The 19357-nt window shown below is 35.2% G+C and carries 12 protein-coding genes; all 12 read left to right on the top strand.

Translation table 11 applies throughout. The features are described 5' to 3' along the window. Window positions 1–23 precede the first annotated feature (23 nt). The 12 genes from PZ892_RS10000 (at window position 24) to PZ892_RS09945 (ending at window position 19299) form a co-directional block, all read left to right on the top strand. Window positions 24–488, top strand: a complete 465-nt coding sequence (locus PZ892_RS10000) for a phage tail protein (RefSeq protein WP_094256666.1) — start codon at window positions 24–26, stop codon at window positions 486–488. A gap of 11 nt (window positions 489–499) precedes the next feature. Then, the gene (locus PZ892_RS09995) at window positions 500–958 is read left to right on the top strand and encodes a phage tail protein (protein ID WP_094281855.1); all 459 of its coding nucleotides are present in this window, start codon (window positions 500–502) and stop codon (window positions 956–958) included. A 2-nt stretch (window positions 959–960) separates the two neighbouring features. Further along, a complete protein-coding gene (locus PZ892_RS09990; protein WP_169715174.1) occupies window positions 961–1131 on the top strand; it encodes a DUF5908 family protein in 171 nt (56 codons plus the stop codon). Then, window positions 1121–1843: a LysM peptidoglycan-binding domain-containing protein gene (locus PZ892_RS09985; protein WP_277710982.1), complete on the top strand. Its 723-nt coding sequence runs from the start codon at window positions 1121–1123 to the stop codon at window positions 1841–1843. Before PZ892_RS09990 ends, PZ892_RS09985 begins: the two co-directional genes overlap by 11 nt. Further along, complete coding sequence (gene vgrG / locus PZ892_RS09980; protein WP_277710981.1) at window positions 1843–3618, top strand: type VI secretion system tip protein VgrG; 1776 nt, start codon at window positions 1843–1845, stop codon at window positions 3616–3618. The genes PZ892_RS09985 and vgrG overlap by 1 nt, the downstream gene beginning before the upstream one ends. Window positions 3619–3620: 2 nt before the next feature. Continuing rightward, window positions 3621–3914, top strand: a complete 294-nt coding sequence (locus tag PZ892_RS09975) for a PAAR domain-containing protein (RefSeq protein ID WP_094256662.1) — start codon at window positions 3621–3623, stop codon at window positions 3912–3914. Window positions 3915–3926: 12 nt separating this feature from the next. Further along, window positions 3927–4352 (top strand): GPW/gp25 family protein, encoded by a 426-nt coding sequence (locus PZ892_RS09970; protein WP_094281851.1) that lies wholly within the window; start codon window positions 3927–3929, stop codon window positions 4350–4352. A gap of 81 nt (window positions 4353–4433) precedes the next feature. Continuing rightward, a complete protein-coding gene (locus PZ892_RS09965) occupies window positions 4434–8825 on the top strand; it encodes a hypothetical protein (RefSeq protein WP_277710980.1) in 4392 nt (1463 codons plus the stop codon). Window positions 8826–8840: 15 nt separating this feature from the next. Next, on the top strand, window positions 8841–15185 hold the full coding sequence (locus PZ892_RS09960; protein WP_277710979.1) for a hypothetical protein: 6345 nt from the start codon (window positions 8841–8843) through the stop codon (window positions 15183–15185). Window positions 15186–15199: 14 nt separating this feature from the next. Beyond that, a complete protein-coding gene (locus PZ892_RS09955) occupies window positions 15200–16522 on the top strand; it encodes a contractile injection system tape measure protein (protein ID WP_277710978.1) in 1323 nt (440 codons plus the stop codon). 43 nt (window positions 16523–16565) lie between these two features. Next, window positions 16566–17921, top strand: a complete 1356-nt coding sequence (locus tag PZ892_RS09950) for a vanadium-dependent haloperoxidase (RefSeq protein ID WP_277710977.1) — start codon at window positions 16566–16568, stop codon at window positions 17919–17921. Further along, window positions 17911–19299: an ATP-binding protein gene (locus tag PZ892_RS09945; RefSeq protein WP_277710976.1), complete on the top strand. Its 1389-nt coding sequence runs from the start codon at window positions 17911–17913 to the stop codon at window positions 19297–19299. The genes PZ892_RS09950 and PZ892_RS09945 overlap by 11 nt, the downstream gene beginning before the upstream one ends. Window positions 19300–19357 lie beyond the last annotated feature (58 nt).

Here is a 19357-nt window from a genome sequence, read left to right as displayed (position 1 = left end):
CATAAACGCTTAAATCTTAAGTTATGTCAAACGATCCTAAAAAAAATTATCCACTTCCCAAGTTCCATTTCCAATTGGATTGGGGCGGAACTAGAATCGGTTTTACCGAAGTGAGTGGACTTGACTTTGAAACTGAGGTTATTGAATACCGGGAAGGTAGTAGCCCGACATATAATAAAACCAAGCAGCCAGGGTTAACGAAATACCCGAATGTAACCTTGAAAAGAGGAACCTTCTTTGGTGATTTTGAATTCTTTGAACAATGGAAAAAAACCATGATGTTCCAAGAAGGAAAAGAAAAGTTCCGTCGGGATGTAACAATTCGTCTCCTGGACGAAGAACATCAACCCATAATTTCTTGGACCTTGTCTCGGGCTTGGCCTTCCAAAGTGCAATCCACAAACCTGAAAGCCGACGCTAACGAAGTCGCTATTGAATCAATGGAACTCGTACATGAAGGCTTATCTATTGTTGAAGCTAAAAAATAAACTAAAGGACCATGCCTGATTCATTCTATCAAACCGTCAACTTTCACTTTTCAGTAAACTTTACTCTGAAAGGTAATAAAGCCGTTGATATTAAGTTTCAGTCTGTCACTGGATTGGATTCCAGCATTGATGTGGAAACCATCAAGGAAGGCGGCGAAAATAGGTTTGAGCATGTTGTACCTGTTCGCCACAAATATGGTCCTTTAGTCTTAAAAAGAGGGTTGATTGCACCTGGTGAATCCGCAATTACAGATTGGTTGAAAAGAGCTTTCGATGATCAACAATATGAACCGCTAGAAACGGTCATTATCAATTTATTGGATGAACAACATCAATCTTTAATGCATTGGAAAATCAATAATGTATGGCCCAGATCCTGGAAATTATCAGAATTGAATGCCGGACGTGCTGAAATCCTGATTGAAACCTTGGAGTTAAACTTTAACCGATTAATTTTTCAAAAATCTTAGCTATGCCTGTCGAAGTCAGAGAGTTGCTCATTAAGGCAACCATCATTCAAGAAATTCCTCTCAATGGAGATGGACAAGGAAATCAGGATAATGGTGTTTCTCCAGCTGAAGAGATTATCAAAGTCTGTGTCGAAAAAGTATTGGAAATCTTAAAAGATAAAAATGAGCGCTAATTATAGTTCTGGAAAATTAGAGAAATTGTTGATCTATTCATTTACGGATAGACAGTTTCAAATGAATGCTGCTGAACAAACTAATACGCCTGCATTTGTTGCCCCTATTAATCCAGAGACATTTTCCAAAAACTATAAAATTGAACATGATGTTCAAAGACCTCATGGAGCCGGAGCTCCTGAAGTGAAGTTTAAATCAACAGCGCCAGAGGAATTAAAACTCGATTTCATCTTGGATGGAACCGGTACAATGGAAGGATATTGGGAGGAATATAAAAGCAAGCCTGTTCAGGAACAGTTGAAAATTTTCATGGACTGTGCCTATAACTATCAAGGTGACATCCATCGTCCAAATTTCCTGTTAATTATCTGGGGCTCTGAAATCCGTTTCCGCTGTGTTCTCTCAAATCTTGATATAAACTTTACCTTATTTAAACCCGATGGAACACCATTAAGAGCTAAATTATCAGCAACCTTCTTGAATTACCAATCAAGGGAACAAAGAATGGCTGAAGATAATCCTTCATCTCCCGATTTAACCCATCATCGCGTAATAAAGCAAGGGGATCGATTGGACCTGATGACTTTTTCAATATACAATGATTCCAAATATTTCCTTCAAGTAGCTAAGGCTAATGGATTGATATCTATAAAAAAATTAATACCAGGTCAAGAAATCTATTTTCCACCTTTTAATAAAAAAGCAAACTAATGGAAGAACTTCTAATTCATAATCCTTCGCAGCATGATACTGTAAGTTTCGAAATTTATTTGAATGAACAGCTTATGGATTCATCCTATGAATTGCTTAGTATTTCAATTGATAAGGAAATCAATAGAATACCTGTCGCTCGAATATTATTGAAGGATGGTGATGCTGCATTGGGGAATTTTGAACTTAGTAATAAAGAAGATTTTGTTCCAGGAAATCAAATTGTAATCAAGCTTGGATTTGATAGTGACAACAAAACTGCTTTTAAAGGAATAATTACTAAGCAGCAAGTTAAAGTAAAAGAAAAAGGTAATTCCCAATTATATATAGAATGTCGGGATAATGCCATACAAATGACATTATCTCGCCGTAGTAAATACTTTCTTAATGAAAAGGATGACGGAATCATGGAAAGTATAATTAAATCCTACGCTGACTTAACATCCAGTGTAGAATCCACTAAGGTTCCACATAAAGAAATAATTCAACATCATTTAACGGATTGGGATTTTTTGCTCCTTCGGGCAGAGGCCAATGGACAATTAATCAATGTAAGTAATGGAGAGGTAAAGATTGAATTCCCGAAAACTGATGCGGACCCTGTAATGCAGTTGACCTACGGATCTTCCATTGTGGAGTTCGAAGCAGAAATGGATATTAAAAATCAATGGGCTAAGGTGGAAGCGAATGCTTGGGATTATAAAAACCAAAAGATTGCTTCTGAAGAAATAGAGAAAGCTAAGGACTTTATCGAACAAGGAAATGTTGAAAGTTCTTTCCTAGCAGAGAAAAATAAACTTGATAAATATCAATTACAACATAGTGGACAACTTTTAGAAGAAGAATTAAAAGCTTGGGCCGAAGGCACGATGATGCGAAGTCGTTTGTCTAAAATTCAAGGTCGTGCTCGGTTTACAGGATTTGAAAATATTAAACCCGGTGATATGGTGAAAATTGCATCCGTATCTGATCGTTTTAATGGTAATGCTTATGTGACCGCTGTACGCCAGGATATGGGTGATGGAACTTGGTATACGCATATCCAATTTGGACTCAATTCCAATAATTATTGCACCCAGTATACGGATATAAATGCCCATTCTGCATCTGGTTTATTAGGTGCTATTGAAGGTCTTCAAATTGGAAAGGTTTTACAATTAGAAAACGACCCTGAAGGCGAAGATCGCATTCTGGTTAAGATTCCAATTATCGATAATAGTTCCAATGGAACCTGGGTAAGGGTTAATTGCCTGGATGCTGGAAATGAAAGAGGGACTTTCTTTAGACCTGAAATCGATGATGAAATAATCGTCGGATTTATCAATAATGATCCAAGACATGCCGTGATGCTGGGAATGCTAAATAGTAGTGCAAAACCTGCACCCCTGAAAGGTTCAGATGCAAATGATGAGAAAGGCTTTTTCTCACGTAGTAAAATGAGAATTCACTTTAATGATTCCAGCAAAACAATCACAATTGATACCCCTGCCGGAAATAGTATTATTCTAGATGAAGATGGAAAAAAGATCGAGATACAAGATCAAAATCAAAATAAAATAGTAATGGACAACAATGGAATTCTTATTGAAAGTCCAAAGAAAATTGAATTAAAAGCCGGAACAGAACTAAAAATTACGGCTGGAACAAAATTAAGTGTGATCGGAAAAACAATGAATCTCAAATCCGACACTAATGTCAATGTTTCTGCCTCAATGACAAAAATATCTGCAACGGGTGTCGCTGAAATAAAAGGTTCAATGGTTAAAATAAACTAATTATGGCATCTGCAGCAAGAATAAATGATATGCATATCTGTCCAATGGTTAGCCCAGGACCTGTTCCACATATTGGTGGACCTATTCTTGGTCCTGGAGTACCAACCGTTTTGATTGGAGGAATCCCAGCAGCGGTTCTTGGTGATCTGCTGCTATGTACTGGAGCTCCTGACAATATTGTTCAAGGCTCAGCAACAGTACTCATAGGTGGAAAACCTGCCGCTAGACAAGGAGATTTGACAGCTCATGGAGGAACAATCGTATTAGGATTGCCAACCGTGCAAATTGGAGGATAAAAACACATGACTATGGAAAATTCATTTAAATCATTTTTAGGAACTGGATGGTCATTTCCCCCAGAATTCAATAATATTTCTAATAATGTTGAAATGGTTTCTGGTACTGAAGATATTGATCAAAGTTTAAATATCCTGCTTTCTACCGCATTGGGTGAAAGGGTTATGCAACCTCAGTATGGATGCGATCTGACAGATTATGTATTTGAAACCTTGAATAGTTCCGTAATTGGTTATCTCAAAGACCGGGTTAAAAATGCCATCTTATTTTATGAACCCCGAATCCGTGTTGAACAAATTGAAATCAGCCCCGCTGATTCTATGGACCTCATAGAAGGTCGATTTACCATCAGTCTTGAATATTCTGTTCCAGGAACAAATTCAAGATTCAATTATGTATATGACTATTACTTAAATGAAGCCCTGAAATCAATCTAATTAATCTTCGATGCCATGCTGTGTAAAGACTTGATACATCCCTTTTTAAATGATCCCGGAACGAGCCAAAGACAACGGGTTATGGATGATCTGTTGTCTAGCTCAGCCCAGATTGATGCCCGAAAATTAGCTGATTTATTGGATTATTTTGAAAAATTATCCCGTCATATCAATTATTATGACCCTCAATTGAATGTGTCGGATTGGCAACCTTTTTTTCAAAATAATCTCCCATTTACCGTCACTTCAATTATTAAATATAATACCCAGAAAATAAGAGAAAAACTTAGCTTCTATCAGTTCTTATTTGAAAAAGACCCTTCGAAGGTAAGTCTCCAATTGATTTTCAATTATGTTTTTCAGGCCATCATAAAACCCATTAATTTATGGACTTTAAAACTATCGGAATCTGAGTTGCCAATTTCACTCAGCCTAAATAAATTGGTTAAGGACAAACTATCTGATTCATTAAAACTTTTTATTATTCAGATAAATTCTGCTGTCAAATGGTTGCAAAATAAGCCATTGAACCTGATGCCTTTTATCGATAATCCTAGTTGGAACCTCGATTTGAATAATCTTTTCTCGATTCAAAATTTGGAAAGCTTTAAAGAAACTGGAAAAACTAAAAGAGAAAGACGTATCTATTTAAAAAATCAAATTATTGCGATAGCAGAATCTTTTCTTTCAGTAATTGATATCTCAAAAGGCTCCGCTGAAGAAAGTCTAGAATCTAGTTTTCTCCCACTTCAAGAAGAATTCAAAGAAAAACTGAGTCCTCATTTGGCCTTGTTATTTACTTTTTTGAAGCTCTTTAAACATGTTCAAAATGACCTGAATTCCTTTACCAAGAAACATCTTGATTTTTTCTATAAGGAAGTTTTACTACTAAAATCTAAATCTGCTCAGCCAGATAAGGTTCATTTGATTTTCGAATTGCAAAACCAGGTTCAAAGTTATTTGCTAGAACAAGGTTTGCTCGTTAAAGACAGTAAGGATGCCAATAAGGTTGAAATTCAGTTTTCTTTAAATGATCAAATCGTTGTTAATAGAGCGAAAATCGTTGATAAAAGGACCTTGTTTCTTAATAATCAGGAGAGTAATAAAAAACTTTACCTCGAAGGTGTTTATATGGCAAGCAATGCGAGTATGGCAGATGGTCTTGAAAAACCATTTCCAGCTGATCAAATAGCCAGTTGGTCCACGCTAGGTTCCGCCTTAAGTAAATATATCGATCCAGAAAATAAATTCGTTAGAGCCAATCAAAGAGCCAGAATAGGTTTTATCCTTGCCTCTGATGTTTTATTCCTTCAGGAAGGAATGCGTAAAATTAATATACAGCTTGCCTGTCAAATAAATGAAAATTGTACGGATACTGCCATTGCTAATCAATTTTATGAACAGGTGAAAACTGTAATTAATGACCGTTTTTATCCAATAAATAGGGATTTGATTGCCTTAGCCATTAAAAAAGGAATTAGTAAGAACCTTAAAGAAAAATTGGAATCCGTGCTAAGGGACGATAACCCACTTAGTAAGCAGACTTCATGTTATCATTTTTTGGATAAGCAGTTATTTGAGAAGGTGATTTCAGAAGGGGAGTACCATGAACTAATTTCTGCACCAGCAGATATCAAGCTCTTAAAGGATATTTTTAAACCCATTAAAGCTTTTAATATTTCATTTTCAGGTCCAAAATCTTGGATCGATCCAATAAATCCAGCCCAAATTTCATTATCTCCAATAAACAGTAATGGGGAATTTGAAATTACGATTTCTGCCGTCTTAACCGAGGCGGAGGAATCTATCGTGGCCTATGATAATGAAATCCTAAAAGAAGGTATTATCAGTAAATCTCCGGTAGTTAGGGTTTTATTGGATGAACGGGTGAAAATCCCTGTTGAATCCTTGTTTAATAATGATAAATTATTTTGCCTCCGAGAACAAACAGAAAGTATTCAATACTTGTCTCTTTATCACTTTTTTCGGAGCATTCGCCTTACAAATTCTACCTCTACAAAAATTGATGTCAGCGTTTGTGGATTGAAGAATATTATTGTTCAAAATAGTGAAAGCCTACAAAATGTAAAAGCTCCAATCTATCCTTTTGGTGTTCGTCCAGAAGTTATAGATTTTGATATTAAGAATCCTCCGTCAGATAATGTTAATACTTCTTTGAACCTTATTGGGCCAGATTTTTATATTGGTAGTCAGGAATTGTTCTGTAAGAAATGGAATGACATCCATGTTAAATTCAATTGGAAAGATAGACCATTTAGTTTTCGTGATTATTATAAAGGTTACCTGAAAGATGGAGCTGAATTTGGCCTTGATGAGAATAAATTCCTGATTAACCTCTCTATTCTGGAGAATGGAAAATGGGTCAAAGAAAATGCGCACACATCAGCATCTTTATCAACTCATCAGGCGATAATTCAAGGAAAAACTTATCATAATAGAAGGCTATTTGACTCTTATAATAGTACTAATTGTGATGGTGAAAAGGTTTTTTCGCAGAGTATATATTTAAATAAAGATTTCTTCACTTTAAATCAACGCTTTGTATCCCCAGATCCATTGATTGAACAATATGAAACTGGGCTTAGAAATGGGTTTTTGAAAATTAATCTTCAGGTTCAGGATTTTTGTCATAAAGTTTATTCCTATGTATTAGCGCGTCAGATGATGGCATTAGGAAAGCTGCCCGATAGTAAACTTGAGGATGCCATTTATTATCATCCTAGTGCTGGATTAATTGTATTCAGTACTGCTACTATTCTCGCTGACTTAGATAGCGCAAAAAACATTTCAATACAAGTAGTTGATAAGGTAAATAACCCTTCTTCGGGGATTATATCTAAAATTGGAGTTTTTGGGAATCCGATTGACGTTTCTCCAGCAGATGATATTCGAGGTACGGTCTATGAACCAGTTTTTGGTCATTTGAACAATAGAAACCTAACTGGTGATGTGGTAAATCTGCAAGATAAACTATCCCTAATTCGTGAGATCATCATTAAAAATGATAAAGTTCAGGCCATTATTCCTAATGAACCTTGGACCCCCATAATTAGTAAGTTAGAATTAGATTACTCTGCAACTGCGGAAATGCAAGATATTGAAATCGTTCATTTATATCCTTTTTCCGGAACTTATAAAAAAGAACAATTTAAAAATGGAACTTCATTATTTCCAATTTTTTGTGATGAAGGAACTTTGTTTTTAGGAATTCAGGACTTAATTCCTGGTAGTAATCTTAATGTATTGTTTCAATTGGCAGAAGCTACCGCAGATTCAGAAGCGGAAAGACAAGCTTTGGAATGGCATTATTTAGAAAATAATGTATGGAAGGATTTGAGAAATGGATTCGAAATTTTAGATGATGATACCCATGGATTAACAACTTCCGGTATCATTAAATTCGCTATTCCAGGAAATATATCTGCAGATAATAGTGTTCTACCAGAAGGTTTATTTTGGATAAAAGCTTCAGTCCCTAAAAATAGTCGATCCATCAGCGAAACTATTGGAATTCACTGCCAAGCTGTTCAAGCTACATTTACCAATCATGCCGAAAATGATAAACTACGGCTAAACCAAGGGTTGCCAGCCGGATCAATTGCTAAACTGCTGAATGCTGATGCAGCTGTCAAATCTGTTTCTCAACCCTATGATTCCTTTGCTGGTAGAATCCCCGAAGAAGAAGGACATTTCTATATACGAATTAGTGAACTCTTAAAACATAAAGGTAGGGCTATTCAAAAATTCGACTATGAACGTATCGCCTTAGAGGCTTTCCCTGAATTATTTAAAGTCAAATGTATCAACCATAGTTTTGCATTGGATGCTAGAATCTATGAAAATGATATTCCAATGGCTCCAGGATATATTATTCTGGCCGTAATTCCTGATTTAAATAAATTAAAAGCCTCCCAATTGTTTGAACCAAAGGTGCCTGTTAGTCTACTCGAAAATATACAACGGTATTTTCAACAATGTTCGTCGCCTTTTGTCAGGTTGAAAATTATGAACCCTCGATACGAAGCCGTTCATTTTTGTATCCATGTTAAACTATTGAAGGGCATGGACGAAGCCTTTTACCAGGAAAAACTAAAACAAGACCTGCGAGAGTTCTTAGCTCCCTGGGCAATAGGTCAATATGATAAATTAACCTTTGGTCAGTGTATTTATCGATCTGATATAGTTGGTTTTCTGGAGTCCAGGAACTACCTCGATTATATATTGGGAATAAAAATGCAACATGAAATCGATAATTCGGAGCTTACCCCAGTAAGTAATTCTTCGGCTAAAGTTGTATGTCCTATATCACCTCGATCTATTCTAATCGCTGGAAATATTGATGTAAAAATAGATCAGCAAGATTGCGAACGATGGGCTAGTGATAAGGAAGCAATTCCTTGCAACAACATACCGGTCCCTATCGAGAATTATTGTAAGAATATGAATGCTTAGTTAGAAAACAATATCATGCTAACCGACGGAGAAAATAATAAATGGATCAATAAGGACAATTCTGATTTTCCTGAATACCTTGATTTTGATAAATTAAGGACCGAAGGTATTGCCTACCTTGGTAAGCTTTCAGGAAAAATTTGGACTGACCATAATGTGCATGATCCAGGAATTACCATTTTGGAAGTACTTTGTTATTCTTTGTTAGATCTCGGTTATAGAACCAACCTACCTAGTATCGATCTTTTTGCAAGAAACCCTTTAGATACATCGAAAGATGATAATTTCTTTAGTCCAGCGCAGATATTAACCTGTAATCCTTTAACGATTATGGATTATAGAAAATTATTGATTGATATCGAAGGTGTCAAAAATGCTTGGCTGGAAATTGCAACCGATCAATTTGATTTTTGTAATTCTCAGAACAATCAATTCCTTCATTCAACCCAAAATGACCTATGTGTAGATTACTTAAATGGGCTGTATCACGTAATAATCGAACCTGAAAAAGATATTAATAAAGATTTTGATTCAGAAACCGAACAAACAAACCATTTAGAGGAAATTAAAAATAGAATCAAAGCCAAATTAATGACCAATAGGAACTTTTGTGAGGACTTCGTTGATTTTAATTTCCTTTGCAAAATGGATGTAGGGATCTGTGCTTCCATAGAAATTGGTATAGATGCTGATATTGATAAAATTTATCCTGAAATTATTCAGAAACTTAGAGATTTTATTTCCCCTAGTCCTAAATTCTACACCCTTCAGGAACTGCTGGATAAAGGCAAGTCCATTGAGGATATTTATGCTGGTAGACCTTATGACCTGATGGAAAGTCACGGCTTTATTGATTCAGACGAGCTTGAAGAACTAAAACTAAAAAAGGAAATCCACCTATCTGATCTCTATCAGATCATTCTTGAAATTGAAGGAGTAAAATCAGTAAACTCATTATCCCTAAATAATTGTGAAACTAATTGGTTTCAAAAAATCGATTTATGGAAATATAAAATCCCTGAAAATAACGTCCCTAATTTCTCCATAAAATGTACTGATATCCAATTTAAGAGAAATGGTATTCCATTAGAATTTGATAAATCGAAATTTGAAAACGTTTTCAAACTTAGTTTTTCTTATTCTGGGAAAGTACTTTATCAACAGGGTTCTCCTTACCTGGATTACCCAATTCCAAATGGTAATTATTATGAGAATTTGGACGATTATTATCTTCTTCAAGAGGATTTTCCTAAAGTATACGGAATTTCTGAAGGGGGGTTAGCAGATGATGTTTCGAATCATAGAAAGGCCCAAGCTTTACAATTAAAGGGATATCTCTTATTCTTTGATCAAATTCTTGCTGGCTATCTATCACAATTGAAAAACTTGAGGAAAATCTTCGCTATGAATTCCTCCGATAATGCTGAGGATAGAAGAACCTATTTTATCAATAAATTGGCCGATGAAAAAGATCTTGGAACTTTATTGAGATTTGCCGTTGGCACCGATCAAAGTACTCAATTAGGTACTGAAGGAGATGCTCTGGTTCGCGTCGTTCCAAAAGCAGATTTAATTCAATTGATTCATGCTGACAAGCCTAAATTAAGTTCATTAAACCCATATAAGTTTAGTTCATTATCCAAACAGAAAATCGAAATTCATCAGTTAATCGAAGATTTTAGTAGTAATAACTATGAAGTCGGATTTATTGAGATTAGCAATGGCAAAATATATTATTACATCTTAGGTTCTTCGGATGAGTTCGGATTAATTAGTAAAATAAGCTTTAATTCAATCGCAGCAGCAAATCTTCATCTAAATTCTGTTTCTTATGTAGGATCATTCGAAGAAAATTATAGAACCTTTATTATAGATGAAAACCAAGTTTCATTTGAACTAGAACTGAATATTTCAACCTTTAAATCCTATTTGGCACTTATTGTTGAGGATAATGACTTGTATCATGCTCGCCGGAATACTTTCCTAAATCATCTATTGGCCAGATTCGCAGAAAGGTTTACAGACAATGTTTTGTATCAGTATAAGAATAATGCGGATGTATTAATACAAGCAAAGGAGAACTTGTTATTCCATTATGATGAGATAAGTGCTAATCGTAGCAAAGCGTATGATTATTTGGCTAATAATTGGCAATCTGACAACATATCTGGTTTTGAAATCGAAGCCAAATATCTTGCTGGAATAGAAAATAAGGGTTTAAATAGCCTCTGCAATTTTGTGGTTGAACAGATTGACAATTACTATTTAGTCGATCTAAGTATTGGAAATGAAACCTATTTCTCCTTAAAAGAACGTTTTGACTCTCAGAAAGAGGCTGAAGAAGCTGCTCAATTAGTATTTAATTCTTTGGCAAACCCTGAGAAATTGCAGACTAAATATATTCCCCATGAAAAGAAATATGAAGTCGTTCTCCATTATAATGCTAAAAACTCTGTTTCATTCTTTAAGCAGTATGATACCTCTCAGGAAGCAGATGAGGTGAGAATAGGATTGAGTCGTTCTTTTGCCAATAAACCAAATGAAGAGGTTTATATCAGTAGCTATGGTTATAAAACTCAATTATTGGATCATGACGATCAGGTAATCAGAAGTTCGGTTAGCAATTATGACTCTGAAACTGCTGCTTTAGATTTTGGATTTAAGACGATCTCAAAACTGAATGATGCAGCTCAATGGGTTTTATCAGATATTACCGATAAAAAAATCTTGCAGCTATCAAAAATCAGCTCAGAAAATGAAATTCCTAAATTCTTGGATACCAAGGATTATAAAATCAATATTCATAACAATATTGTTGGTAAACCTGATAAGTTTAGCTATGATTTATTAGACCATAATAATTCCTTTAAATTTTACCCTACAAAAGAGTTTAAGAGTAATAAAGAGGCAAAAAGTCATGCACTTCAGGTATTACTTTTAGCAGTTGATCAATCTAATTACAGTGTTGGAAGAACTAGTATAGACTCTAAATATCAATTGAATATTGTTAAAGATAACCAGGTTGAAGCTACCTCGTATGCGGAGTTTGAAACTGAAAAAGAAGCTTTGGAACTTCAAGAGCTTATCCTAGACATTCTCAATAAATCGAGTTATAAGTTAGGGGCACTAGCCATGCCTAAAGGCTGGAAGTTCAACTTTGAGTTGGGCTTTGAACCTGATGCAAACTTTCAATTTAGTAGTACGAAAGAATACTTGTATAAAGAAGATGCATTGAAAGCTGCGCAGGTATTTCAACAAGCATTACCTTCATTGAAAGTTGGGAAAAGCAAAAACACTATCATGCTAAGCCAACAAAATAAGGCGAGTAAATTACCAACGGTAAGTCTTTCCCCAGAATCGACAGCATCAGAAGATAATCTAACGAAGGCCTTATCTGTACAAAAACATATCGCCCAATATAACAGTACTGAAAAACCTCAAATATTTAGCAGTTCAATCAGACAGGAGTACAATGAAAATTCACCTCGATTTGTCTATAGATTGGTGGATAAGGATAATGTAATTGCCTACAATCAAATCCAATTTTTCTCCAAAGAAGAAGCAATAATTGGAAGAATGAAGTCTTTGAAATGGCTAAAAAGAGGATTGAAGTATCTGCAACTCTGCCTCGGTGGTCCGGCAATCCAAAAAATCAATGTAAATGGCTCTAAATCTGTACGATTCAAATATCAAATCCGAGCACATAATCTAGCTTATAAAAATGTTGGTCCAATTGGAGAGGAAATCATCCTTTTTGAAAGTGTTTTGGCATTTGAAAATGAAGAAAAAGCATTAGAAGCCTTTGAGATTAATTTCTTTGATATATTGGAAAAAGCATCCCTGATCAATAATTATGGTTCATTCATAAGTTATGATGAAATCAATAATCAAAACTCATCAGCTCTTGTGTTTATTCCAAAGGTTACACAAGAGGAGTTGAATTCTTATCAGGAAGGAACTATAGATGAAGTCTTGGTGAAATGGATAATGTCTTATCCCATTAAGAGGTCAGATGACAAATATTATTTCGAAACCTACTTAAATGATAATCAAGAACAAGGTTGGCATAGCTTGAAAATGTATGAAACAGCCGTGGAGGCCTGGCAAGATTTTGATTTCTTTTTAATGCTTATTAAATACCATGGTAATCTTTTCATTGATTGTAATCATTTAGCTAATGAAGCTGGAGAATATCGGATTTTTATAAGGGAGGTATTAGCTGAAAGCTCAAATAGATTTTATTCTGAAGAAGAAGCTTGGGGCGAAACTGGGGTGCAAAACTTTATCTGTGCTGTACAATCCGAAATTGGCTTTCATAAATATCAAAAACAAACGGATTGCTGCTATTCATTTTATTTGAATTGCGCTGAAGATTTTTTGATCCATCCATGTACTTATGATACCGCCAAAAAACGAAATCAAATCCAGCTAGACCTGTTTGATAAATTTAAACAATATGTTGAACTTGAATCCTACTCATTTTCCTCTGAACAGGGCTATTTAATCTTTAAAGATGAATCTGGTAAGCCATTTGCCAAAAAAATCATGAACAGAAATAACGAGGATTCCTGTGGGCAATTATTTCAGATATTGGAAGAAATCCAACCTCAAGATAATTTTTATAGTATAGAGGAGCAATATATTTATCTGCGAGATAAGGATGGGGAGATTATTCTGCAATCGTATAATCCGGAAGGTGATATAGAGTCTTTTAAACATAAATTGACTCTTTTCCTCTGTTATTTTCCAATATCCAGAAAGTTAAATCCATCCAATAACTCATATCAATATAGTATTGAAATTAAGTTGCCAGGCTTTAATTCATGTGAAGAAGATAATCAACCTAATTGTGGCTGTAACTCAGTTGAATTAATTGAGTCCAATTGTTTTGTTGCTTGGAAAACAGTATGCCCTTTGAATTCCTGTAAAGATGCATTATTGAGGTTGTTCATGGCTTATGAGTTGTTAAAAGATTATGAAAACTACCAATCGATTCTTGATTGTTCCTGTAATTCATTTGGAATTGCCCTACGTTTGCGGTTTCCACAATTAAGAGAGGAACTCCGCATAAATGGACTGTCGCTTGCTTATAACCCTCAATGCTATCCAACTGCTGAGGTGCTATGCAAAGCTGTGGAGAGGACTATTCAATTAACAAATGCCGAAGGTTTACATGCTGTGGAGCATATCCTATTACGACCTAGATGTCCTGAGGATTGCGATGATGAACAATATTATTTGTATGAAGGCCGATTGCCAAATTTACGGTATAAATGGATACTGGATCATTCAGACCCTTGTTCTACGAGTGAAGATATTTGCTTTTTACCAGGTCAGGACTCCTATTCATTTATCGCGACGGTCATTTTACCTGCTTGGGTCAAGAGGTTTCGCTCTGAAACTGGTCGATTAATCATGGAAGATATTTTATATCGATTAGCTCCGGCGCATGTCATGCTCAGAATACTCTGGCTAGCACCACATGACCTATGTTGTTTTGAATCAAAATATAAAGATTGGAGACGTTGGATTGCTAAGAAAAATACCTGTAATCCTTATTTCATAGTTAATGATCTGAAGAACTTTCTGTTCCAAAGGAATTTTGAACAATTAAAAGGCTGTGTTAAATGTAAACCCTGCATACAAAAAGAAATTTTTGTTAACCCATGTTTATCATCGCGTTTGATTCAAGATCTAAGACATCAAGATGATTTCTTGAACCAAGTAAATCGTACATACAATTGGATGGTATCTTATCCTCAAGAGTATGAATTTAGAAGCTGTGATGATAGCGATAATCAAGTTTATTATGCTAAAAAAGAAGGGATAAAGAAAGATGTTGTTGTAAAAAAACTAGCCAAAAATGTTCAGGTAGAGCCTATTCCAGCACAAAAATTTGTGAAAAAAGGAAATCTTAGGGAATTTAAATTATTGAAAGATAAACGTTTACAAAATTATAGACACAATATTGACCAATTTTCTGAAAAACTGAGCAAGAATAAAGTTATTCAATCGGTTCAAAACTATATGGCTGACCCAACTATTGCTTTTACACATTTGGAACCTCTTGTTACCCAAATTATCGAAAACAAGAAATTAACCAGCAAGGATTATAAGGTTCTCAATAAACCACAACGGGATAGGGTTATGGAAACGGTAATAAGTTATTCTTTGGATCAGTTAAATTATAAAACGAAGAACATTACAGAGATGGCGATTCTAGAATCGGTATTTGAAAAGATTAGAAAAGCAAAAATAGATGTTTCAAGAATATTTAATCATTGGGATGGAATTGAACTAAAGAAGTTTCAACCAAAGGTCAATGTGCTAGCCATCAAAAAAATAATGTTAGGAAAGTGAAATAAAAGCTGGTTATGAATCATATTATCAAACAACAAAGGATTGAAGTACAGATCCATCAAAAAATGGACAGCTTTCTGATTCAACAAAAGTTGAGTGATGGATACTGGACCTATATATTGCCTTTGTTAGATAGTATTTTTCAGAATTTTTCTTCCGAGGATCAGGTAATCATGTTGGATTCGATAACTATTGATTTAGGAAACTTGACGCTGGAAGAAATTTCCAATTTTCAAATCAATGGAAAATTGAAAGAATTAATATCATCGCAAGTGGAGGTGATGTTATTAAAAGCAAAAATTTTGCGAAATCCAAAGGAATTAATGTCCTTGGCTTTACATCATTATTATCAATGGATTTCATATATCCAAAAAGGGTATTTGCCTTGGAATGTACAAAATATCCCAGAGGACTGGCAAAATCATGTTTTGGAATCCATCTCCTCAAACATTGAGGTGCTGGAACATTTTATGAATGAACTATCAAATCAACAAAACTCTTTACTAAGAGTAATCAGGCAACATTCTGATGAGTTTTTAATTCGATTACTTAAAATTATTGCTCCGGTTTATGAACAATTGATTGAGTCTAAAACCAAGGATTATTACAAATCCCGGAATGCGAATTCTTCGTTGGCGCAAGACAAGATTCTTCGACCTAGGGAGAAGTTTTGGGAAGAAATTTTTGAAGAAGCAATTTCACTGAGACTCAATAAGGACCAAAAACCACTCGAAGAAAGCTTGGACTTGATTAGTATTCAAAATAATTCAACCGAGGTTGAGTTTCAAGATTCTATCCTGGAGGATATAGTGGCTGGAGAATTAATAGATTTAGAAAGTTCACTATACCTTTCTCATGTTGGCTTAATACTGATTCATCCATTTTTACCTTCATTATTCCGACGGTTGGACTTGCTGCAAGAGAAAGCTTTTCTCAACTTAAAATTGAAAGAGAGAGCCATCTATCTTTTACATTATGCCGTTACTGGATTACAAAATGCTAAAGAATATGAATTGGTTATTCCTAAAATTATTTGTGATTATCCTATTAAGCGATCCATTCCGATTGAGGCAGATCTTACAATTTCTGAAAGGGAAGAGGTAGATGCTATGCTTGAGGCTTGTATTGCAAATTGGGAGATCCTAAAGAGTACTTCCATTGAAGGTTTAAGGGAGACTTTTTTGCAAAGACCTGGAAAGGTGGTTTATAATAAGGATAAAATCACATTTCAAGTTGAAAAAGGAGCAGTCGATATGCTTTTGGACTATTTACCTTGGAATTTAAATATGATTAAGTTTCCGTGGTTGAAACAAATTATCAATGTTGAATGGAGATAATTTAATGTTTTATCAATGATTGACCTATTTAATGCTAACGATCATGTCAGACAAACCACTTGTTTTAAAATGGAATCAACTTACTTTAGAAGCTATTAAGTTGACAAAATCTCCTGCAACTATTGCAGCTCGAGCATTAGCGATGGTTCATACTGCCATGTACGATGCTTGGTCTGTATATGATAGCTGCGCAATCAGCACAACGACTGCCAATTATATTAAATTTCCAAAACAACATTGCGCAAAGGAGCATATTCGAAAATCCTTTAGTTATGCCGCATATCAGGTATTAATGCATCTATTCTGGTTTAGACTTCCTGCTGAACATAAAAATATCTTTAGGGATTTTATGTGTCAATCGGAATATGATCCAGATATCAAATGTTTAGATATTGAAAAGCCTGAAGGTATAGGAAATTTAATAGCCAAATTGGTTATTGAACAGCACTATGGCGATGGATCTAACCCATTGGGATCATTGAAAATGCCGAGATTTTCTGATTATACTGGTTTTAAACCTGTTAACAGTGCAGACCAACTTATGAACCTCAGTCATTGGCAACCACTAAAAAAAGTAAAAGCCGACCATGAATGTAAGGTTCAACGATTTGCCTTGGCACATTGGGGGTTAGTTAGGGCTTTTGCTTTACCATTTAATTGGCATTTTAGACCTGAACCGCCTTATACTAAAGAGCAACCCGAATTTAAACTTCAAGCAAGGGAGATTTTAGATATCAATGCAGCACTTACAGATGAACAGAAAGTCATTGCAAGTTATTGGGAAGATGGAAAAGGAACATATTCTACAGCAGGTCACTGGTGTGAGATCGCACAATTTGTGGCTCAAAAAGAATTTTGTAGAAATTCCCAATGTATAAAACTATTCTTTGTTTTATCCAATGCATTGTTGGACGCTTCCATTGCAACATGGGATTCTAAAAGATGGTATAATGCTGTTCGACCAGTGACAGCTATTCGAAATCTATTTAATGGATTGTTTATTCACGGATGGGCTGGACCATGTAAAGGCACTGAAACTCTCAAAGGAGAGCAGTGGAAACCCTATTTAAAAACCCCAGCATCGCCAGAATATATTTCAGCACATAGTTGTCTCAGCCGAGCAGCAGCTGTAATTCTTAAAAACTTCACCGGCAATGATGTGTTTGGGGGGCGTACAACGATAAAAATGGGGTCTTCCTCGATAGAAAATGGCGTAACTCCTTGTATGGATATTGTTCTGGAATGGCCAACCTATTCTGCAGCTGCTGAACAGGCCGGTTTATCCTGCCTGTATGCTGGAACTCATTTCTCTAAAGCTACAGCAGAAGGTCATAAAGTAGGACTCAAGGTAGCAGTAGCGGTTTGGGAAAAAGCAAAGATCTATTTTAATGAAAAGTAAAAAGGAAAATAAGGAACAAAACTTCAGTTTTGTAGATGATAATGCTCCTGAAGAATTAAAATTCTTAGAACAATTGATCTCATATAGATTAAATGTTCGCTTTGCTAATGACTCTACCCTAAAAAAGCCAGTCCCTGACTACTCAAAATGGTCCAGGAAACTTTCTGAATTTATCAAGGTAAATCAACTCAATGAGGATGAAGCCTGTTTACTTCTGATTGCAATGTCAGCTCATCTACAATCGGATCTCTTTGATAATCTGATTCAAGCCTCCTTACAACATGCCGGAGATTTTCAAAAAATTGGCGGAGTAAGAGGAAAGGATTTTAGAGGATTTTTACCTACCGGAGAAACAGCAGTATTTCTATTAGCAGATGATGATTTTGAGAAGAAATTAATGATCCAAAAACTCTTTTGGGCTGATCATCTTTTTGATAAAAAGAAAATCTTGTGGCTGGAAGAGGTGCCAGTAGGTGAACCGGAGTTAAGTGGGAAGATTATTGTTTCTAAAGAATATTTAGATAGTTTCTTATTTGAAGAGACCACCCAACCAAAGTTCAGTGTAAATTTCCCTGCCAAATTGATAAAAACAAAACTGGAATGGAAAGATCTCGTAATTAATAATGAACTGAAGGAACAGATAGAAGAATTAAAAAGCTGGTTAAAATACAATGCTTTGCTTATTCAGGAATGGGGAATGGGAGGTCGCATAAACAATGGCTATAAAGCTTTATTATATGGTCCTTCAGGTACCGGAAAAACATTGACTGTAGGTCTATTGGGGAAAGAAGTCGGCAAGGATGTTTATAAAATTGATCTTTCCATGGTGATGTCGAAATACATTGGTGAGACCGAGAAAAATTTAGAACAGATTTTTGCAAAGGCTGAAGATAAGGGTTGGATCTTGTTTTTCGATGAAGCCGACTCTTTGTTTGGAAAGAGAACCAATGTACGGGATGCTCATGATAAATATGCAAATCAGGAAGTGTCCTACCTCTTGCAAAGGATTGAAGATTATAATGGTATGGTGATTCTAGCGACCAATATGAAGAATAACATTGATGATGCTTTTATGCGCCGGTTCAATGCCATTCTGAAATTCACTGTTCCAGATGCCAATGATCGTTCAAAAATTTGGCGATTATCCTTTCCTAAGGATATTGCTCTTTGCAATGAAAAAGAAGATACCGTAGATATACCGGAACTTGTGAAAAATCATGTCATCTCTGGCGGGTCTATTGTCAATGCCGTTCATTTTGCTTGTATTAAGGCTATTGAACGCCATCAAAAAAATAAAAAACATAAATCGATTCATTTAGAGGATGTTCTCAATGGCATCCGTAAGGAATTATTAAAAGAAGGTAAACCTTTTAATTAAATAGTAGTCGCCTGGCTATGTAAATCTTGTCCTGTAAATTTATTTTTCGATTTACGCT

The sequence above is a fragment of the Sphingobacterium sp. WM genome (genome assembly GCF_029542465.1).
GTDB lineage: Bacteria > Bacteroidota > Bacteroidia > Sphingobacteriales > Sphingobacteriaceae > Sphingobacterium > Sphingobacterium cellulitidis.
Note: the sequence above shows the minus strand (reverse complement) of the source record. Positions and strands in the feature narration are given on the sequence as shown.